Origin of the sequence: Acinetobacter sp. YH12068_T (genome assembly GCF_024606005.1) — a bacterium.
Lineage (GTDB): Bacteria > Pseudomonadota > Gammaproteobacteria > Pseudomonadales > Moraxellaceae > Acinetobacter > Acinetobacter amyesii.
The window spans coordinates 2,821,404-2,836,709 of sequence record NZ_CP094555.1 but is presented as its reverse complement, the minus strand read 5'-3'; the positions used below and the strand labels follow the sequence as shown (position 1 = coordinate 2,836,709).

Sequence of the window (15,306 nt, the reverse complement as noted above, 5' to 3'; positions counted from 1 at the left end):
GAACTCAATAGATTTTGTCATAGCCTTGTGGGCGGGTTTTAAAGCGGCGATGGAACCACATGTATTGTGTCGGTGCGATTCGTAGCTGATTTTCAATAATTTTATTGGTTCGAACAGCATCCGAAACTTCATCTTCACTCGGAAAATTATCCAAAGCAGGTTCAATCAGCACATGATATTGAGGGTTGCTGATGTCGCCATCTCGATAAAAATACAATGGGATCGCTACGGCTTTAGCAATTTTTAATAAGCGACGATGTGCAGTAACAGTGGCTGCGGGAGTACCAAAAAACGGTGCCATAACCCCTTGTTTTAAACCAAAGTCTTGATCGGGACTGTACCAAATGGCATGGCCATTTTTCAGATTGCGAATCAAGCCACGCATATCATCATGGTCGATTTGGTTGGCATAGATGGTGGCACGGCAACGCACAATCAACATATCCAACAGCGGATTATTTTGCGGACGATAAACCACATCCGGCTCAAAAAACTGTGCGCATAAATAGCCACCAGCATCGAGCAGGGTAGAATGTGTGCCGAGGAGTAAAATACCTTTGCCTTCAGCTTGTGCATTTTGAATATGTTCTAAGCCTTCAATTTGCACCCGATTTTTGAACCACTGCGGGCTGTACCATGCATTTAAGGTTTCAAAAATACCAATCATTTGGTCGATAAAAACCTGTCTTGCATTAGCTTCAATCTGTTCTGCCGTCCATTCAGGAAAGCAAACTTCCAAGTTGCGAATCGTGGTTTTACGACGTGATTTGAGATTATTAAATGCGACAGAACCGAGGAATTGCCCAAGTCGATACTGAATTGCCCACGGAAGAATCGCCAAAATCATAAGAAATACAATCCCTATCCAAATTCCCCAATACTGAGGAAGTAAGAAAGACCATTGGAATTTTCCAGGTTGATATGTTGGCTTTTGACTCATAGGGCTAAATCAAAGATTAAAAAATAGGGTTCAGTTTAGCATGAAGCTGAATTGAAAGAGAAAGTTCAACCTCATGCTGCGCTAGACTTAACCTTTGACTAAACCGCCATCGACAATCAAATTCTGCCCTGTGACCGCACGTGAGTAAGGGGACAAGAACATCATGATGGCTGCAGCAAATTCTTCAGGCGTGGTCACTGTGCGTAAAGGTGTCGATGCCGCAATTAAGTCAAAGACGGCATCGGGCGTCGCTTTACTGGCATCGGTGCTTTGTAATAAGCCACCTGAAAGCATATTCACATTAATCCCAAACTCACCCAGCTCATGTGCCGCTGTGCGGGTGAAGGCCAACAAAGCTGCCTTTGCTGCAGTGTAGTCGTGGTAAGGCACGACAGGGTTTTGTACCAGGTTGGTGCCAATATTGACAATGCGACCAAAACCCTGTGCTTTCATCTTGGGAAGCGCCGCTTGCGTGGTGTTGAGTGCAGCGACGACTGCGCCATCAAACTGTTGCTGTAAGTGCTGTGCAGTCAGTTCTTCCATTTTAGGACGGGCATCGCCATTAAATTGAAAATGGATGAGGGCATTATTTACGACAGAGGTGATCGCGGTACCAAAATGTGCTTCTGCTGCGGCAAAAAGCTGTTCTACTTGAGCTTTATCTGTGACATCTGCTTGATAGGCAAACACTTGCTGAGGAAATGCGGTCGCCAACTGTTCTGCCGCAGTTTGACTGGATAGATAGTTCACGACCACGCGTGCGCCTTCAGCTATTAAAGTTTTGCTAATTGCCAAACCGAGGCCACGTGCGCCTCCTGTAACCAAGACAATTTGATCTGAAATTTGCATGCTCGTGACTCAATCTTATATTGAACGTCACCATAGCAAGCTTTTCACATTTGCGGAATCGTCTTTACAGACGCTGTATGCTCCAATTTGAAACAGCGTCATTTAGGTTAGCCATCCAGTCGAGTCATATGACATAAAAAAGCCGTATCGAGATACGGCTTTTTCTGTGTGGAATATTTGTAGATTTAGCCTTTAGCGAGCGTTTCTAGCTCATCTAAACGTTCCATTTTTTCTAGCATTTCGTCATCAATTTCAGCTAGACGCTGTGATGCTTTGGTCGCAGCATTGGCGTCAGTCATGAACCAAGAACCGTCAGCTAATTTTTCAGACAATTCAGCTTGCTCTTGTTCCAATGCTTCAATTTCAGTCGGCAGTTGTTCTAGGGCACGTTGGTCTTTATAGCTGAGCTTGACTTTTTTAGGCACCGCAGCGGCAGCCGCTGCTTCGGCTTTAGCCATGGCTTTTTTCACATCGCTTTTTTGATCCACGACAGTTTGGTCAGGACGCTGTTCCAAATAGTCTTGATAACCACCGATGTATTCATCGATTTGACCTTTACCATCAAAGACCCAAGTTGAAGTCACCACGTTGTCCATAAATGCACGGTCATGCGAAATCAGTAACAGTGTGCCTTTGTAAGCACTGAGCATTTCTTCTAACAGTTCAAGAGTCACCATATCCAAGTCGTTGGTCGGTTCGTCCATCACGATAAGGTTCGATGGTTTCAGTAGAAGCTTAGCCAACAGAATACGGTTACGCTCACCTCCAGACAGTGCTTTAACTGGTGTACGTGCGCGTTCTGGAGAGAATAAGAAGTCTTGTAAATAACTGTAGATGTGACGACGGCTACCATTGACATCGACATGGTCTGAGCCTTCAGAGACGTTATCTTTCACTGATTTTTCAAGATCAAGTGCATTTCGAAGCTGATCAAAGTAAGCAACTTCAAGCTGTGTACCTGTTTTTACTGTACCAGTATGTTCTTGCTCACCCAAAATAGCTTTGATAAGAGTGGTTTTACCCACACCGTTGTCACCGACTAAGCCGATCCGGTCACCACGTAATACCAGTGCCGAGAAGTCTTTGATGATTGGTGCGCTGTTGCCAAATTGCACAGCTAAGTTTTCAATTTCAAAGACCACTTTACCTGAGCGCTGCGCATCTTGCGTTGCCATGCTCACTTTGCCTTGTTGTGAACGACGTGCTTTAGACTCTTCACGCAATGCTTTTAGGGCACGAACACGACCTTCGTTACGGGTACGACGCGCTTTAATGCCCTGACGAATCCACACTTCTTCTTCAGCGAGTTTTTTATCGAATAGCGCATTTTGCTTTTCTTCCGCTTCCATTTGCTGAGCTTTGAGTTCGAGGTAACGTGAATAGTTACCTTCATAGCTACGCAAAATGCCGCGGTCAAGTTCCACAATACGGGTTGCGATGCTATCGACAAATGAACGGTCATGCGAAATAAACAACAGGGTTAAGTTATTTTGATCAAGCAGGAATTTTTCGAGCCATTCAATACTTTCAACGTCCAAATGGTTAGTCGGTTCGTCGAGTAGTAAGACATCGGGCTGCGTTAAGAGAGCACGTGCCAACAAAACACGACGCTTACGACCACCAGACAAATCTGCAAGGTCAGCTTCTGGGTCTAGGCCCATTTTGCTGAGGATGGCATTCACTTTGGTTTCAAGTGACCAGCCATCCATTTGATCCATCTGATGTTGTAGGTTGCCCATGCGCTCACAGGCGTCCATATCGCCGAGTACGCAGGCTTCGCTGGCTTCATGATAAGCACGTAGAACAGTTGCAGCTTCACCTGCACCATCGGCAACAATATCAGCAACTTTGCCCGAATCCATGGGTACATCTTGAGCAAGCATTGAAATCGTAATGCCATTTTGCAATGAAACTTCACCGCCATCTGGCAATAAAGTTCCCTCAATCAGTTTAAGTAAAGTAGACTTACCTTCACCATTACGACCGATTAGACACACTCGCTCGCCACGTTCTAAACTGAAGTTCGCGCCGTCGAGTAGGGAAGGTCCGCCAAATGCAAGCTGGACGTCCCTTAAAGTAATATAGGCCATAATGTTTCCTGAAATCTTATATGAGGAGTGTAAATTGACTACACAACAAAATCTTGATGAACAGGCGTCATTTTCCGCACCCATTGAAGATTTGCAAGTCCGAATTGCATTTTTAGATGATTTAGTTGACCAACTGAATGATCAAGTTGCGCGTCAAAACGCCGAAATCGCTGATTTAAAGAAACAAATGCAGATTTTGTATCGTCGTATTGAATCGGCAGATTTATCTGAAGGTATTGCGGCATTTGACCCAATGACTAACCGCCCACCGCATTATTAATGTCACTATTGAATGACAGGCAGATGACGAATCAGCGCCAAAGCTGTGGATTGGTGTAAATTTATTTGACCTTTTGCAGCGTGACAGGTCTAATGCACCGCATCTGCTGATCGAAACCCATTATTTCATCTCATGAGTCAAAAAGTTGTCCTGCTAGATTTGGAAAATAACCCGCCCACAGCAAATCTATTGCGCAATATCATTGAACATTACAGTACTTTGTATGTGTTTAGCTGCAGCGGAAAATTTGAATATGCACTTGAAGATTTGACTGAAATTGCAGGGTGGATCGCGACTGGTCAATTGGTGGTTTTGGATATTCCAGAAACGCCGCAAAAAGAATTTGAATATGCGGTGATTGTGGGGCAACTGATGGCCTTGATGGATCCAGATGCGCATATTGAAGTGATTTCAGCGATGCCGGATATTGGCTTATTGATAGAACAATTGGACGGCTCTGGACTCAGCGCACATCTCATTCAAATTCAGTCAGAACAAGAAGTTTCACATAAAGTGAAGTATAAAATTCCTGACCTAGAAACCATTCGGAATAAACCTGATTTATTACTGATTAAACACTATTGTGATGGTCTGGAAAAACTCAGTGGCAAGCCCAACAGTTTGGATAAACTGAAAAATTCGCTGATGAATATTTTGCAAGTCTCTAGCGAAAAAGCTCAGCATTTGGTCGGTATGTTGATCAATCTTAAAATCGTCAAACGCTTTGATGAGCAAATTTCGATTCGAAAAAAAGTACTCAAACAATGGGTGCAGCTAGATTTAAATGCGACGGCTGAAACAGCATTGCCGATAAAAACAGACCTGAATGCATTTACTGCTTCACTCGAAGAACAAACCTCAAATACTGATGATACGGCGTCGATGATTCAGGCTGCACAGCAAGGCTTATTTAAAAATTTCAATAAGATTGATCCTGTGCAAATGGAAGTGATCCGAAAATTGCATGAATTAAAGTCAGATAAACCAAAAGATATCTATGCCTTACGTGATTTATTGGAGCAAATGTTCCCGCAATCTGACGTTCGATTATTACTTAAAGAGTTGATCGAAAAAGGATATATCTACTGGAATGGTCACGAAGTGCTGTATAGCCACGAGATGTTCCTGAATTAATTTTATCGAGTGAACTTGCGTTTTATATTGCGCTTATGCAACTCTAATAAAGGAATATAAAGGTTGTGCTATGGAAAATACTGGAATCTGGGTTACCGTTTTTATTGTGGTCTTTGTACTTGGGTCGATTTTTGGACTTCGAGTAAATCCTAGAGAAAAAGCCTTGGGCATTATGCGCGAGAAGGCGCGTAAGATGGGGCTGCACCCACGTTTAGTGGCTGCACCTGCTTGGACCAAGATTCCAATGGCTTCTGAAAAACGTGCCAGTATGGTGGCGTATTACAGTGTGCTGATTCCAGATGCGCGTTTGCCTTTAATGCGTGCTTTAGTGGTCGATGACAAACTTGAACTGGTGCATGGTGATGACAAGTTCAAGGATTTAGCCATTACATTAAAGGGCATTTATGCTATTGATATGCAGGCAAACTGTGTAGGACTCTATTGGAACGAAGAATCTGACTTAAGAGCCACACAGCTTGATGATATGAAAGCATTTTTACATTCATTGGCTGAACTTTAAATTTTAAAAAACCTATTAAACAGGAATGATGGTTAACTATGGCGAACGCTCCTCGGTCCACATCTAAAAGTACCACAGCAAAATCTGCCGATGCTGGGAAAAAGCGTGCGTTAGTGATTGTGGAATCGCCTGCAAAAGCGAAAACAATCAATAAATATTTGGGCTCTGATTACATCGTGAAATCATCGGTGGGTCATGTCCGTGATTTACCTACAGGCGGCTCGAGTAAAACAGCAGAGAAAAAGCCAGTAACTCGTGCAAAATTAACTGAAGCTGAAAAAGCCAAAAAAGCACAAAAAGCTTTGGTTAATCGTATGGGTGTAGACCCTGAAAATGACTGGAAGGCACAGTACGAAGTCCTACCGGGTAAAGAACATGTTGTTGCGGAACTGAAAAAGCTTGCATCGCAAGTTGACGAGGTCTATCTCGCAACGGATATGGATAGGGAAGGAGAAGCAATTGCTTGGCATTTAAAAGAAGTGATTGGCGGTGACGACTCACGTTATCAACGTGTGGTGTTCAACGAAATTACCAAAAATGCCATCCAAGAAGCGTTTAAACATCCTTCTCGCCTCGATACAGATAAAGTCAATGCTCAGCAAGCCCGTCGTTTCCTCGACCGTATTGTGGGCTTTATGATCTCGCCACTCTTATGGGAAAAAATCGCCCGTGGTCTATCGGCAGGTCGTGTGCAATCAGTGGCTGTTAAACTTGTGGTTGAGCGTGAACGTGAAATTCGTGCCTTCATTCCAGAAGAGTTTTGGCAAGTTTTTGCAGATACCAAGTCGAAGAAAGACGATATCCGCTTAGAAGCGGTGAAGCAAAATGGCAAGACTTTAAAACTGCACAACAAAGCTGAAACGGATGCTTTACTGAACCTGATTAAAGATGCCGACTACACAGTTTCAGCACGTGAAGACAAACCAACCAAGGTCAATCCAAGTGCGCCATACATCACGTCTACACTGCAACAAGCAGCAAGTACACGTTTAGGTTTTTCTGTGAAGAAAACCATGATGTTGGCACAGCGTTTATATGAAGCCGGCTTTATTACCTACATGCGTACAGACTCAACATTCTTGAGTGATGACGCTGTAAATATGGTTCGTGGTCATATTGAAACTGAGTTTGGTCAAAAATATTTACCGGCTAAACCAAATCGCTACGGCAATAAAGCTGGTGCGCAAGAAGCCCATGAAGCGATTCGTCCATCAAATGTCGCGCTAAAAGGCGATAGTTTGGTGGGTGTAGAGCGTGATGCACAGCGTCTTTATGACCTGATCTGGCGTCAGTTCGTTGCATGTCAAATGACTCCAGCAGAATATTTATCATCAACGATTTTAGTCAATGCCAATGGTGTCGAACTCAAAGCCAAAGGCCGTACATTGGTTTTTGATGGTTTCACTAAAGTGCGTGGTCAAAACAAATCGGATGATGATGTACTGTTGCCTGCTGTAAAAGTCGGTGAAGTACTGAAACTTGAAAAATTAGATCCATCGCAACACTTTACTAAACCACCTGCGCGCTTCACTGAAGCATCTTTGGTCAAAGAGCTTGAGAAAAAAGGGATTGGTCGTCCATCGACGTATGCTGCGATTATCTCAACTATTCAAGACCGTGGTTATGTGAAGCTTGATAACCGTCGTTTGTTCGCCGAGAAAATGGGTGAAATCGTGACAGACCGTCTCGATGAAAACTTTAATAACTTGATGAACTATGCATTTACGGCAGATCTTGAAGGTCAGCTAGATAAAGTCGCGGATGGTGATCGTAACTGGAAAGAGTTACTCAATAGCTTCTACGGTGATTTTAAAACACGTTTAACCACAGCTCAGGGTGAAAATGGCATGCGCCGTAATTTACCTGTAGAAGTGGATGCTGTGCACTGTAAAGAATGTGATCGTCCGATGCAGATTCGTACAGGAACTACCGGTGTGTTCTTGGGTTGTTCAGGTTATAACTTACCGCCAAAAGAGCGTTGTAAGGGAACTTTAAACCTGACACCTGTAGAATCATTGGCTGCACTGTCTGACGATGACTCGGCAGAAACAGCAGATTTGATGTCGAAAAAACGTTGTCCAATCTGTGAAACAGCCATGGATAGCTATGTGATTGATGGTGGGCGTAAGTTGCATATCTGTGGTAATAACCCAGACTGTGCTGGTTTTGAGCTTGAAGAAGGTGAGTTCAAAATCAAAGGTTATGATGGTCCAACCATTCCGTGCGACAAATGTGATGGCGAAATGCAATTGAAGACAGGCCGTTTCGGTCCATACTTTGCATGTAATAGCTGTGATAATACACGTAAAGTGTTGAAGAGCGGTCAGCCTGCACCTCCACGTGTAGATCCAATTAAAATGGAACACTTACGCTCAACCAAACATGATGACTTCTTTGTCCTTCGTGATGGCGCAGCAGGTTTATTCTTAGCTGCAAGTAAGTTCCCGAAAGTTCGTGAAACTCGTGCACCGAAAGTGGCTGAACTACGTTCTGTCGCAGATCAGTTGGATGCAAAATATCAGTTCATCTTGCAAGCACCGGATGTCGATCCTGAAGGAAACCCAACATTAGTAAAATTCAGCCGTAAAAACCAAGCGCAATATATTGGTTCTGAAAATGCTGAAGGCAAACAAACCAAATGGTCTTTGGTGTACCAAGACGGTAAGTGGGTTGAGGCTTAAGCTTTAAAACCAATAAAGTGCTGACTTCGGTCGGCATTTTTTATGTCTTTTGATCAGGGATATTTGATGATAGGCAATCTATTGAGCTTTTAAATTGTCCAAGACATTTTAAGAATGTTCTGTTTTAATTCTGAAAATAAATGCTAAAAATTAATTGAGATCTTGGGGAATGTGGAAAAAAATTCGGGTACTGTGTTTATTGCTGATTTTATTGGTTGTCGCAGTCAATGCCTATAAAGACAAAAACCAAGACTGGAGTAAACCGATCTTTGTATTGTTACATCCAATTAATGCAGATGGTCGAGAGAGCACACAAGCGTATATACAGCAGCTCTCTGTCAATGATTTAAACGATGTTCAACAATATTTACAAGCGACAGCACAGAAATACCGAGGGCAACCGACTTATGTGTATTTTAAGTTAGGTCGCGAGCTGAAAGTTTTACCTCCCAAAGTACCCAATGACGCTGGTATGTTGGACATTATCTTATGGAGTTTGAAATTCCGCTACTATGCTTGGCAACAGCATGAAAATGTAGACGGGGTTTCGAGTGTTACGCTCTTTCTAAATTATTACGATCCGAACCAAACCAAAGAACTTAAACATTCCACAGCCTTGGAAAATGGTCGAATTGGATCGGTGAATTTATTTGCATCGAATAAACAGACAGCGCAGAATAAAATCGTTTTAGCACATGAGTTATTACACGCTTTTGGTGCAACTGATAAATATGATTTGGCCACAGGTCAGCCTATCTTCCCTGTCGGTTATGCAGAACCCCAGCGGCAGCCTTTGTTTCCACAAAGCAAAGCTGAATTAATGGCGGGGCATATTCCTACCTCACAGACGCAAAGTAAAATGCCTGAAGATTTAGCTGATACTGTGGTGAATGACGTCACAGCGATTGAACTGGGATGGAAAAAATAATGTGGATAAAACCTATCTTATCCACAGTCTAAGTCAGCAGTGTGGATAAGATTTGGACTTTTCTTTCATTTTTCTTCATCATGAAGTTGCATAATCCATTGAATAACGAATAACTTGAGAAAAAGCATGAGAACAGTAGGCAACGATTTAATTCGCAGTCAGCTCCATGAAAACCGTAAGTGGTATCTCGGTTTAGGTGCTTTATTGGTGGTCTTCGGATTGGTCCTTTTGGCAGCTTTGCCATTTGCGACACTTACGGTGATTTATATTTTTGGTTTGCTGATGATGTTAGGTGGCGTAATTCACTTCATTGCAGCATTTAAAATTTTTGAAGGCGGCTACCGCTGGTTCTGGGCACTATTTGGTGTGTTGTATTTGGTCGCAGGCTATTATGCATTTACAACGCCTGTCAAAACGGCCATTGTCCTGACCAATTTGTTGGCGATTATTTTGATCATTGCAGGGGTCATTCGTATCTTTAATGCTGTGCTATTTCGAGCATTTCAAGGTTGGGGATGGACACTATTTTCAGGTCTATTGACCTTGATTACGGGTGTGATCATTTTGATGTTGCCTGATGCGCCATTTTGGGTATTAGGATTATTCTTGGCGGTTGATATTTTATTCCAAGGGGTCAACTACCTTACTTTGGCTTCTTATATTCGACGTGAAGTGCCGAAAAGCTCGGCAGAGCAGTAAGCTGCTTGCGGATCTGATAAATAAAAAAAAGAGTGCTGAGGCACTCTTTTTTTTATTCACTTTTAATGTGTACAACCCGTTAAGGTTTAACGCTATAGCGGCTACTAATTGCAATTCGGTTCCATGTGTTGATCACAATAGCCAGCCATTCCACGGCACTGATTTGCTCATCTGTTAAAAAGGGCAAAGCATCTTCATAAACTGCATCGGGAACTTGGCCTTCAGCAATTAACGTGATCGCTTCGATCAAGCTCAAAGCTGCACGTTCTTTTTCATCGTAGTACGCAGTTTCACGCCATGCATTGAGTAGGCTAATACGTTCAATGCTTTCACCTGTTTTCATTGCATCTTGTGCATGTATGCGAATACAGAACGCACATTTGTTGATTTGGGATGCACGTAATTTCAGTAAATGGGCTAAATCTTCACTTAGGCCAGACTCATTTATTTTTTGCATAGCCAGTGCATCAAGTTCTGCAACTTTTTTATATAGCTCAGGTGCAGACTGACCTAGGTTGATTCGTGACATTTCGAACCTTTCTGATGTTTTTAGATATACCTGCTATTTTAAAACCGTTATGGTTGAGGACAAGTTTTATTTTGAGCATTTAGATGACCACTTTTGTTCTTGCGCCCGATTCATTTAAAGAAAGTATGAGTGCTCAACAAGCCTGTGACGCGATGCAGCGTGCAATTTTAAAGCTCATACCAGATGCAAATGTCATCGCTGTGCCAATGGCAGATGGTGGTGAGGGAACTGTAGATGCGTTACTCAGTGCTTGCGACGGCCAAAAAGTGACGATAGCGCTTACAGGTCCTTTGCCCAATCAAGGTGTGACGACATATTTCGGTTTGATCGACGGTGGGAAAACCGCAGTGATTGAAATGGCAAAAGCCAATGGAATTCATCTTGTCGATATGGCTCAGCGAAATCCATTACTGACGTCAACTTATGGTACGGGCGAAATGATCAAGGCTGCTCTAGACTTTGGAGTAAGTAAAATTATCATTGGCTTGGGCGGGAGTGTGACCAATGATGGCGGTGCAGGTATGGCGCAGGCCTTGGGGGCACAATTTTTAGATGAAAATGGCTTGGAAATAGCAGTTTGTGGTGGTTGTCTTGATCAAATTAACAGTATTGATTTGACGCAGCTCGACTCACGTTTAGCGCATACAGAAATTATCATTGCCAGCGACGTCATGAATCCATTATGTGGTGAAAATGGTGCATCCCATATCTTTGGCCCGCAAAAAGGCGCAACGCAGGAGATGGTGCGTCAGTTAGATCAGAACCTCAGTCATTATGCCGATGTCGTTGAAGCGACTCTGGGTTGTGCTTTACGTGATGTCGCAGGTGCAGGTGCTGCAGGTGGATTAGGTTTTGGGTTGATGGCTTTTGCAGGTGCATCGATGCAATCAGGTGTGGAATTGGTCATTGAACAAACTCAGTTGAAGGAAAAAATAGCACAGGCAGATTATGTGCTGACAGGTGAAGGGAAAATTGATCATCAAACCAAGTTAGGTAAAACACCATTTGGTGTGGCGCAGGTTGCAAAAAAGTTTAATAAACCCGTGATCGCCTTTGCTGGTCTAGTGGGTGAGGAAATAACAGAACTTTATGATTTAGGTTTCACACAGATTGTTGGGATTAATCCACCAGATTGTAAGTTGGAAGATGCATTAAAAAATGCCGAAACATACTTAGAAAAAAGTTGTACAGATCTCATCAATTCTATATGTAAAAGATCAGAACCTACTCCTCTTAAGATGGATCGGTTCTGAAAAGTGTTACTTCTATAAGCGATTTTCTAAATAGTGCTGTGCCAATGTGACTTCTGCATCGTACTCAGCTGGATTTTGCGGTTTAGGGAGGCGAATATTAGGTGCAATACCAATGCCGTCAATTTGCTGTCCCGTACGGCGGTGGATAAATGTGGTTGCATAATACAGTGTGAATTGTTGAGATGGCGTTTTGATGGTTCGAATATTCGATGCATCTAAAGCACCATAAGTGTTACGCCCCATGACTAAAACATTCGGATTTTGACGTGCGGTTAAAATAAACATTTCACACGAACTACCGCATTCTTCATCTGACAGAATAACAACTTTTTTGGGCGTAGCTTTGACGTCTGAATGGGCGATCACATATTTTTCCTCTTTCTGCTTCGTCATTCCAACCCAGCTATTTTTATTGCTTTCAAGTTTAGCAATCATACGATTAAATTCTACCTTGATTTCCCCATCAGGTAAGGTTTTGGCTGTTTCTTTCCATGATTGAATATTTTCTGTAGATGCATAAATTTGGGGTATTTCAAACCAATACTCAGCTGCTCCCAAAAGTGGATAAAGGGGTTGTGCTGATGTATCAAATCCGCCTGAGTTTTTGCGTAGATCAAGAATTAAATAACGTGCGTCTAACACTTGGTTTTGATTGTCTTGAATGATCTTTTCAAGTTGATCTTGAACAGACAGAGCAAAAGTTGGGATGGTAATTAAGGTTGTCTGCTCAGATAATTTTTGCGTGGTCACGAGATTGCTTGATTGTATTGTTGAACTCTCTGTGACGGCTTCTGATATGGTTTTTCGGCCTAAGCTCAGATGGCCTTTACGGATAGATTTCAGAAAGTGATTGGTGATTTCTTTACAGGCATCGACCGAATTTACTTGTGTAATTTTAGCGTTTTGCTCATTTATGTCCTTTTGAATATTTTCTGGATAGTTGTCCCAGTTTTTTGCTCGAATACCCGCATCATTTTTGAGTATAAATTCAGAGCTAAAGTTAAAATCTTTTTGGCACTCACTAGGTGTCATGGGGCTAAGTTTATCTGCAGCTTGAATACTTGGACATGGAAAAAAACTACTACTCAGTACCAACAGAGAAAGCTGTGAAAATCTATTGAACATGTCATGATTCCTAGAGACGGTTATTTTCTAAAGTTATAAGCCTATGGATTTAAATAGGTCTTTGTTTTTCTAATGATATTGATTTGTAAATCTACTGATTTTTTACTGTATAAACAATGAAAATTTTAAATGAATAGTCATGGTTAAAACGGTGTGTTTCCGCGTCAAGTTGAGTCACTTTGTAGTCGTCTACGCTGTGAATTTAGGGTAGCTCTGTTAAACTACCAATTCACATAGCACGATGAGACACCATGAGTTTAGCCAACCTGATTGATGAATTAAATCCTCAACAAAAACAAGCCGCAACAACAGAAGCACAGCATAGCTTGGTTTTGGCAGGAGCAGGTTGTGGTAAAACCAAAACCATCGTAGCGCGTGCAGCTTATTTAATTGATCAAGGCGTGCCTGCCAATCAAATTCAAATTTTGACTTTTACTCGCCGTGCAGCGAGTGAAATTGTTGCTCGTGTGGAGTTGGCTCTAGGTGAGCAAGCCAAAGGGTTACGTGCATCAACCTTTCATACCTTTTGTATGTACCTCTTGCGCCGTATTCCAAAAGCCTTTGGTCTAGAACAGTTTTCGATTATTGATCGTGATGATCAACTCATGATGTTCCGCCTGATTCGTGGCCGTGATGATAAGAAAAACCCCAATCACTTGCCCAAGCCAAAAGAACTCTGTGACCTATATTCTTTTGCGCGGAATACGCGTCAAAAACTTAGCATTGCCATGGAAAAGCAAATGCCTGAGTACTTTGCTTTAAAAGATCAAATCGCGGATATCATGAAAGAATACGAAGCTCGTAAACGTGCGCGTAGTTTTTTAGATTATGACGATATCTTGGCGATTGTGGCGAAAGCCTTGGCGGAATCAGATGGACTGGTCGATTATGTGGCTTCGATTTGCCGCCACATGTTGGTCGATGAAATGCAGGATACCAATCCTCTGCAATGGGCGTTACTTGAGCCATTAAAAGAACGTGTCAGCTTGTTCTGTGTTGGCGATGATGCACAGTCCATTTACGGCTTCCGTGGTGCAGACTTTGAAAATATTCATCATTTCAAAGAGCGTGTACCCGACGCACAGATTTTCAAACTCGAAAAAAATTATCGTTCAACCCAAGAAATTTTAGATCTGTCGAATTGGTTGTTGGATGAAAGTGAAATTAAATATGACAAACGCCTAGATGCCTATCGTGGTGAAGGGATTAAGCCGAAAATGCATATTTTTCCGAATGAGTTTGATGAAGCCAAATGGATTGCCATTGATATTAAAGAGCGTCATTACCTCGAAGGCAGCAAATGGTCGGATCATATGGTGCTTGTGCGTTCAAGCTTTGCTGCTCGTCATATTGAAGCGGCCTGTATTGCCGCAAACGTGCCGTATCGCTTTATTGGTGGCATGAAATTACTTGAAACAGCCCATGTAAAAGACTTACTCAGTGTATTGCGTGTAGTGGCCAATCCTTTAGATGATATTGCATGGATGCGCTTTTTAACCTTGTGGAATGGTGTGGGTGATGTAGGTGCGAGTAAGTTATCGCAGCAGATTTTACTCGAGCCAGAAATGCAAGCCATTGCAACCAAGTTGGAAAAGTTTGGCAAAGTACCTGATCAAGCGATTCTGATGATGAAGCAAATGTCGGTGTTGAAAGATCAAGTCAAAGAATGTGTAAGCTTGGCTGTTCAAGCGATTTCTGAGCAGCTGGAAGAAAACTATAAAAAAGATTGGAACCGCCGTGTCGGGGATTTTGATCTGGTGAAACAACTGGCATCCAAACATACGCAGTTGAGTGAATTCTTAGAAGAATATGTCCTTGATCCAGTGTCCATTTCTGAAATTGAACGCCAATCTGACAGTGATGTCGTGACGTTAATTACCATTCATTCGGCAAAAGGAACGGAGCAAAAAGTCTGTTATGTGGCGAATGTCACACCAGGGCAATATCCGCATGCACGTGCCCAAGGTAATTTCGATGAAGTGGAAGAAGAACGTCGGGTGTTATATGTGGCGCTGACACGTGCGCAAAATGAATTGATTTTGACTAAGCAAAACTTGAACCACTGGGCGCGTGAAACTGTCGATGAGCAAGGGCGTAAAGTAGAAAGTTACTTTATGAATGATTTAACTCGAAACCTATGTAGTTTGGAAACACATTATAAAACCCGTCAGCAAACCGTAAAAAGTGCGTTAATCGAAAGAAAATCGATTAATTTAGATTTTGGTATCGATCTCGATTAAAATAGATTTTTGACGTGATTTACACGCAAGTTAAAAAG

Annotated in this window: 13 protein-coding genes; 8 read left to right on the top strand and 5 right to left on the bottom strand. The window is 42.4% G+C overall.

Annotated elements, in window-relative coordinates:
- Positions 1-4 precede the first annotated feature (4 nt).
- The 3 genes from lpxL to MST18_RS13505 form a co-directional block, all read right to left on the bottom strand.
- On the bottom strand, positions 5-940 hold the full coding sequence (lpxL, locus tag MST18_RS13515) for an LpxL/LpxP family Kdo(2)-lipid IV(A) lauroyl/palmitoleoyl acyltransferase (RefSeq protein WP_180084716.1): 936 nt from the start codon (positions 938-940) through the stop codon (positions 5-7).
- Positions 941-1,027: 87 nt separating this feature from the next.
- Positions 1,028-1,789: a 3-oxoacyl-ACP reductase gene (locus MST18_RS13510; RefSeq protein WP_180084715.1), complete on the bottom strand. Its 762-nt coding sequence runs from the start codon at positions 1,787-1,789 to the stop codon at positions 1,028-1,030.
- A 185-nt stretch (positions 1,790-1,974) separates the two neighbouring features.
- Complete coding sequence (locus tag MST18_RS13505; RefSeq protein WP_180007159.1) at positions 1,975-3,879, bottom strand: ATP-binding cassette domain-containing protein; 1,905 nt, start codon at positions 3,877-3,879, stop codon at positions 1,975-1,977.
- Between the two features lie 34 nt (positions 3,880-3,913).
- Here MST18_RS13505 and MST18_RS13500 point away from each other — a divergent pair, with 34 nt between their 5' ends.
- From MST18_RS13500 to MST18_RS13475, 6 genes are all read left to right on the top strand, one after another.
- A complete protein-coding gene (locus MST18_RS13500; RefSeq protein ID WP_180024468.1) occupies positions 3,914-4,159 on the top strand; it encodes a SlyX family protein in 246 nt (81 codons plus the stop codon).
- Between the two features lie 132 nt (positions 4,160-4,291).
- Positions 4,292-5,293 carry a hypothetical protein gene (locus MST18_RS13495; RefSeq protein WP_180084714.1) on the top strand — a complete coding sequence of 334 codons (1,002 nt, stop codon included), beginning with the start codon at positions 4,292-4,294 and terminating at the stop codon, positions 5,291-5,293.
- A 70-nt stretch (positions 5,294-5,363) separates the two neighbouring features.
- The gene (locus MST18_RS13490; protein ID WP_078189705.1) at positions 5,364-5,813 is read left to right on the top strand and encodes a hypothetical protein; all 450 of its coding nucleotides are present in this window, start codon (positions 5,364-5,366) and stop codon (positions 5,811-5,813) included.
- A 38-nt stretch (positions 5,814-5,851) separates the two neighbouring features.
- Positions 5,852-8,494, top strand: coding sequence for a type I DNA topoisomerase (gene topA, locus MST18_RS13485; RefSeq protein ID WP_180007162.1), 2,643 nt, complete (start codon positions 5,852-5,854; stop codon positions 8,492-8,494).
- Positions 8,495-8,663: 169 nt separating this feature from the next.
- Positions 8,664-9,422 carry a hypothetical protein gene (locus tag MST18_RS13480; RefSeq protein WP_180132701.1) on the top strand — a complete coding sequence of 253 codons (759 nt, stop codon included), beginning with the start codon at positions 8,664-8,666 and terminating at the stop codon, positions 9,420-9,422.
- A gap of 126 nt (positions 9,423-9,548) precedes the next feature.
- On the top strand, positions 9,549-10,121 hold the full coding sequence (locus tag MST18_RS13475; protein WP_180132700.1) for an HdeD family acid-resistance protein: 573 nt from the start codon (positions 9,549-9,551) through the stop codon (positions 10,119-10,121).
- 79 nt (positions 10,122-10,200) lie between these two features.
- On the opposite strand, the gene MST18_RS13470 is transcribed toward MST18_RS13475, so the two are convergent.
- Positions 10,201-10,650, bottom strand: a complete 450-nt coding sequence (locus tag MST18_RS13470) for a carboxymuconolactone decarboxylase family protein (RefSeq protein ID WP_180132699.1) — start codon at positions 10,648-10,650, stop codon at positions 10,201-10,203.
- A gap of 83 nt (positions 10,651-10,733) precedes the next feature.
- On the opposite strand from MST18_RS13470, the gene MST18_RS13465 reads away from it, so the two are divergent.
- Positions 10,734-11,903, top strand: a complete 1,170-nt coding sequence (locus MST18_RS13465; protein ID WP_180132698.1) for a glycerate kinase — start codon at positions 10,734-10,736, stop codon at positions 11,901-11,903.
- 12 nt (positions 11,904-11,915) lie between these two features.
- On the opposite strand, the gene MST18_RS13460 is transcribed toward MST18_RS13465, so the two are convergent.
- A complete protein-coding gene (locus tag MST18_RS13460; RefSeq protein ID WP_180132697.1) occupies positions 11,916-13,028 on the bottom strand; it encodes a S41 family peptidase in 1,113 nt (370 codons plus the stop codon).
- 251 nt (positions 13,029-13,279) lie between these two features.
- On the opposite strand from MST18_RS13460, the gene MST18_RS13455 reads away from it, so the two are divergent.
- The gene (locus MST18_RS13455; protein ID WP_168377891.1) at positions 13,280-15,268 is read left to right on the top strand and encodes an ATP-dependent helicase; all 1,989 of its coding nucleotides are present in this window, start codon (positions 13,280-13,282) and stop codon (positions 15,266-15,268) included.
- The last annotated feature ends 38 nt before the right edge of the window (positions 15,269-15,306 follow it).

Coding starts and splice junctions, on each gene's coding strand:
- lpxL (WP_180084716.1), bottom strand. CDS start 940: ATGAGTCAAAAGCCAACATATCAACCTGGAAAATTCCAATGGTCTTTC.
- MST18_RS13510 (WP_180084715.1), bottom strand. CDS start 1,789: ATGCAAATTTCAGATCAAATTGTCTTGGTTACAGGAGGCGCACGTGGC.
- MST18_RS13505 (WP_180007159.1), bottom strand. CDS start 3,879: ATGGCCTATATTACTTTAAGGGACGTCCAGCTTGCATTTGGCGGACCT.
- MST18_RS13495 (WP_180084714.1), top strand. CDS start 4,292: ATGAGTCAAAAAGTTGTCCTGCTAGATTTGGAAAATAACCCGCCCACA.
- MST18_RS13490 (WP_078189705.1), top strand. CDS start 5,364: ATGGAAAATACTGGAATCTGGGTTACCGTTTTTATTGTGGTCTTTGTA.
- topA (WP_180007162.1), top strand. CDS start 5,852: ATGGCGAACGCTCCTCGGTCCACATCTAAAAGTACCACAGCAAAATCT.
- MST18_RS13480 (WP_180132701.1), top strand. CDS start 8,664: ATGTGGAAAAAAATTCGGGTACTGTGTTTATTGCTGATTTTATTGGTT.
- MST18_RS13475 (WP_180132700.1), top strand. CDS start 9,549: ATGAGAACAGTAGGCAACGATTTAATTCGCAGTCAGCTCCATGAAAAC.
- MST18_RS13470 (WP_180132699.1), bottom strand. CDS start 10,650: ATGTCACGAATCAACCTAGGTCAGTCTGCACCTGAGCTATATAAAAAA.
- MST18_RS13465 (WP_180132698.1), top strand. CDS start 10,734: ATGACCACTTTTGTTCTTGCGCCCGATTCATTTAAAGAAAGTATGAGT.
- MST18_RS13460 (WP_180132697.1), bottom strand. CDS start 13,028: ATGTTCAATAGATTTTCACAGCTTTCTCTGTTGGTACTGAGTAGTAGT.
- MST18_RS13455 (WP_168377891.1), top strand. CDS start 13,280: ATGAGTTTAGCCAACCTGATTGATGAATTAAATCCTCAACAAAAACAA.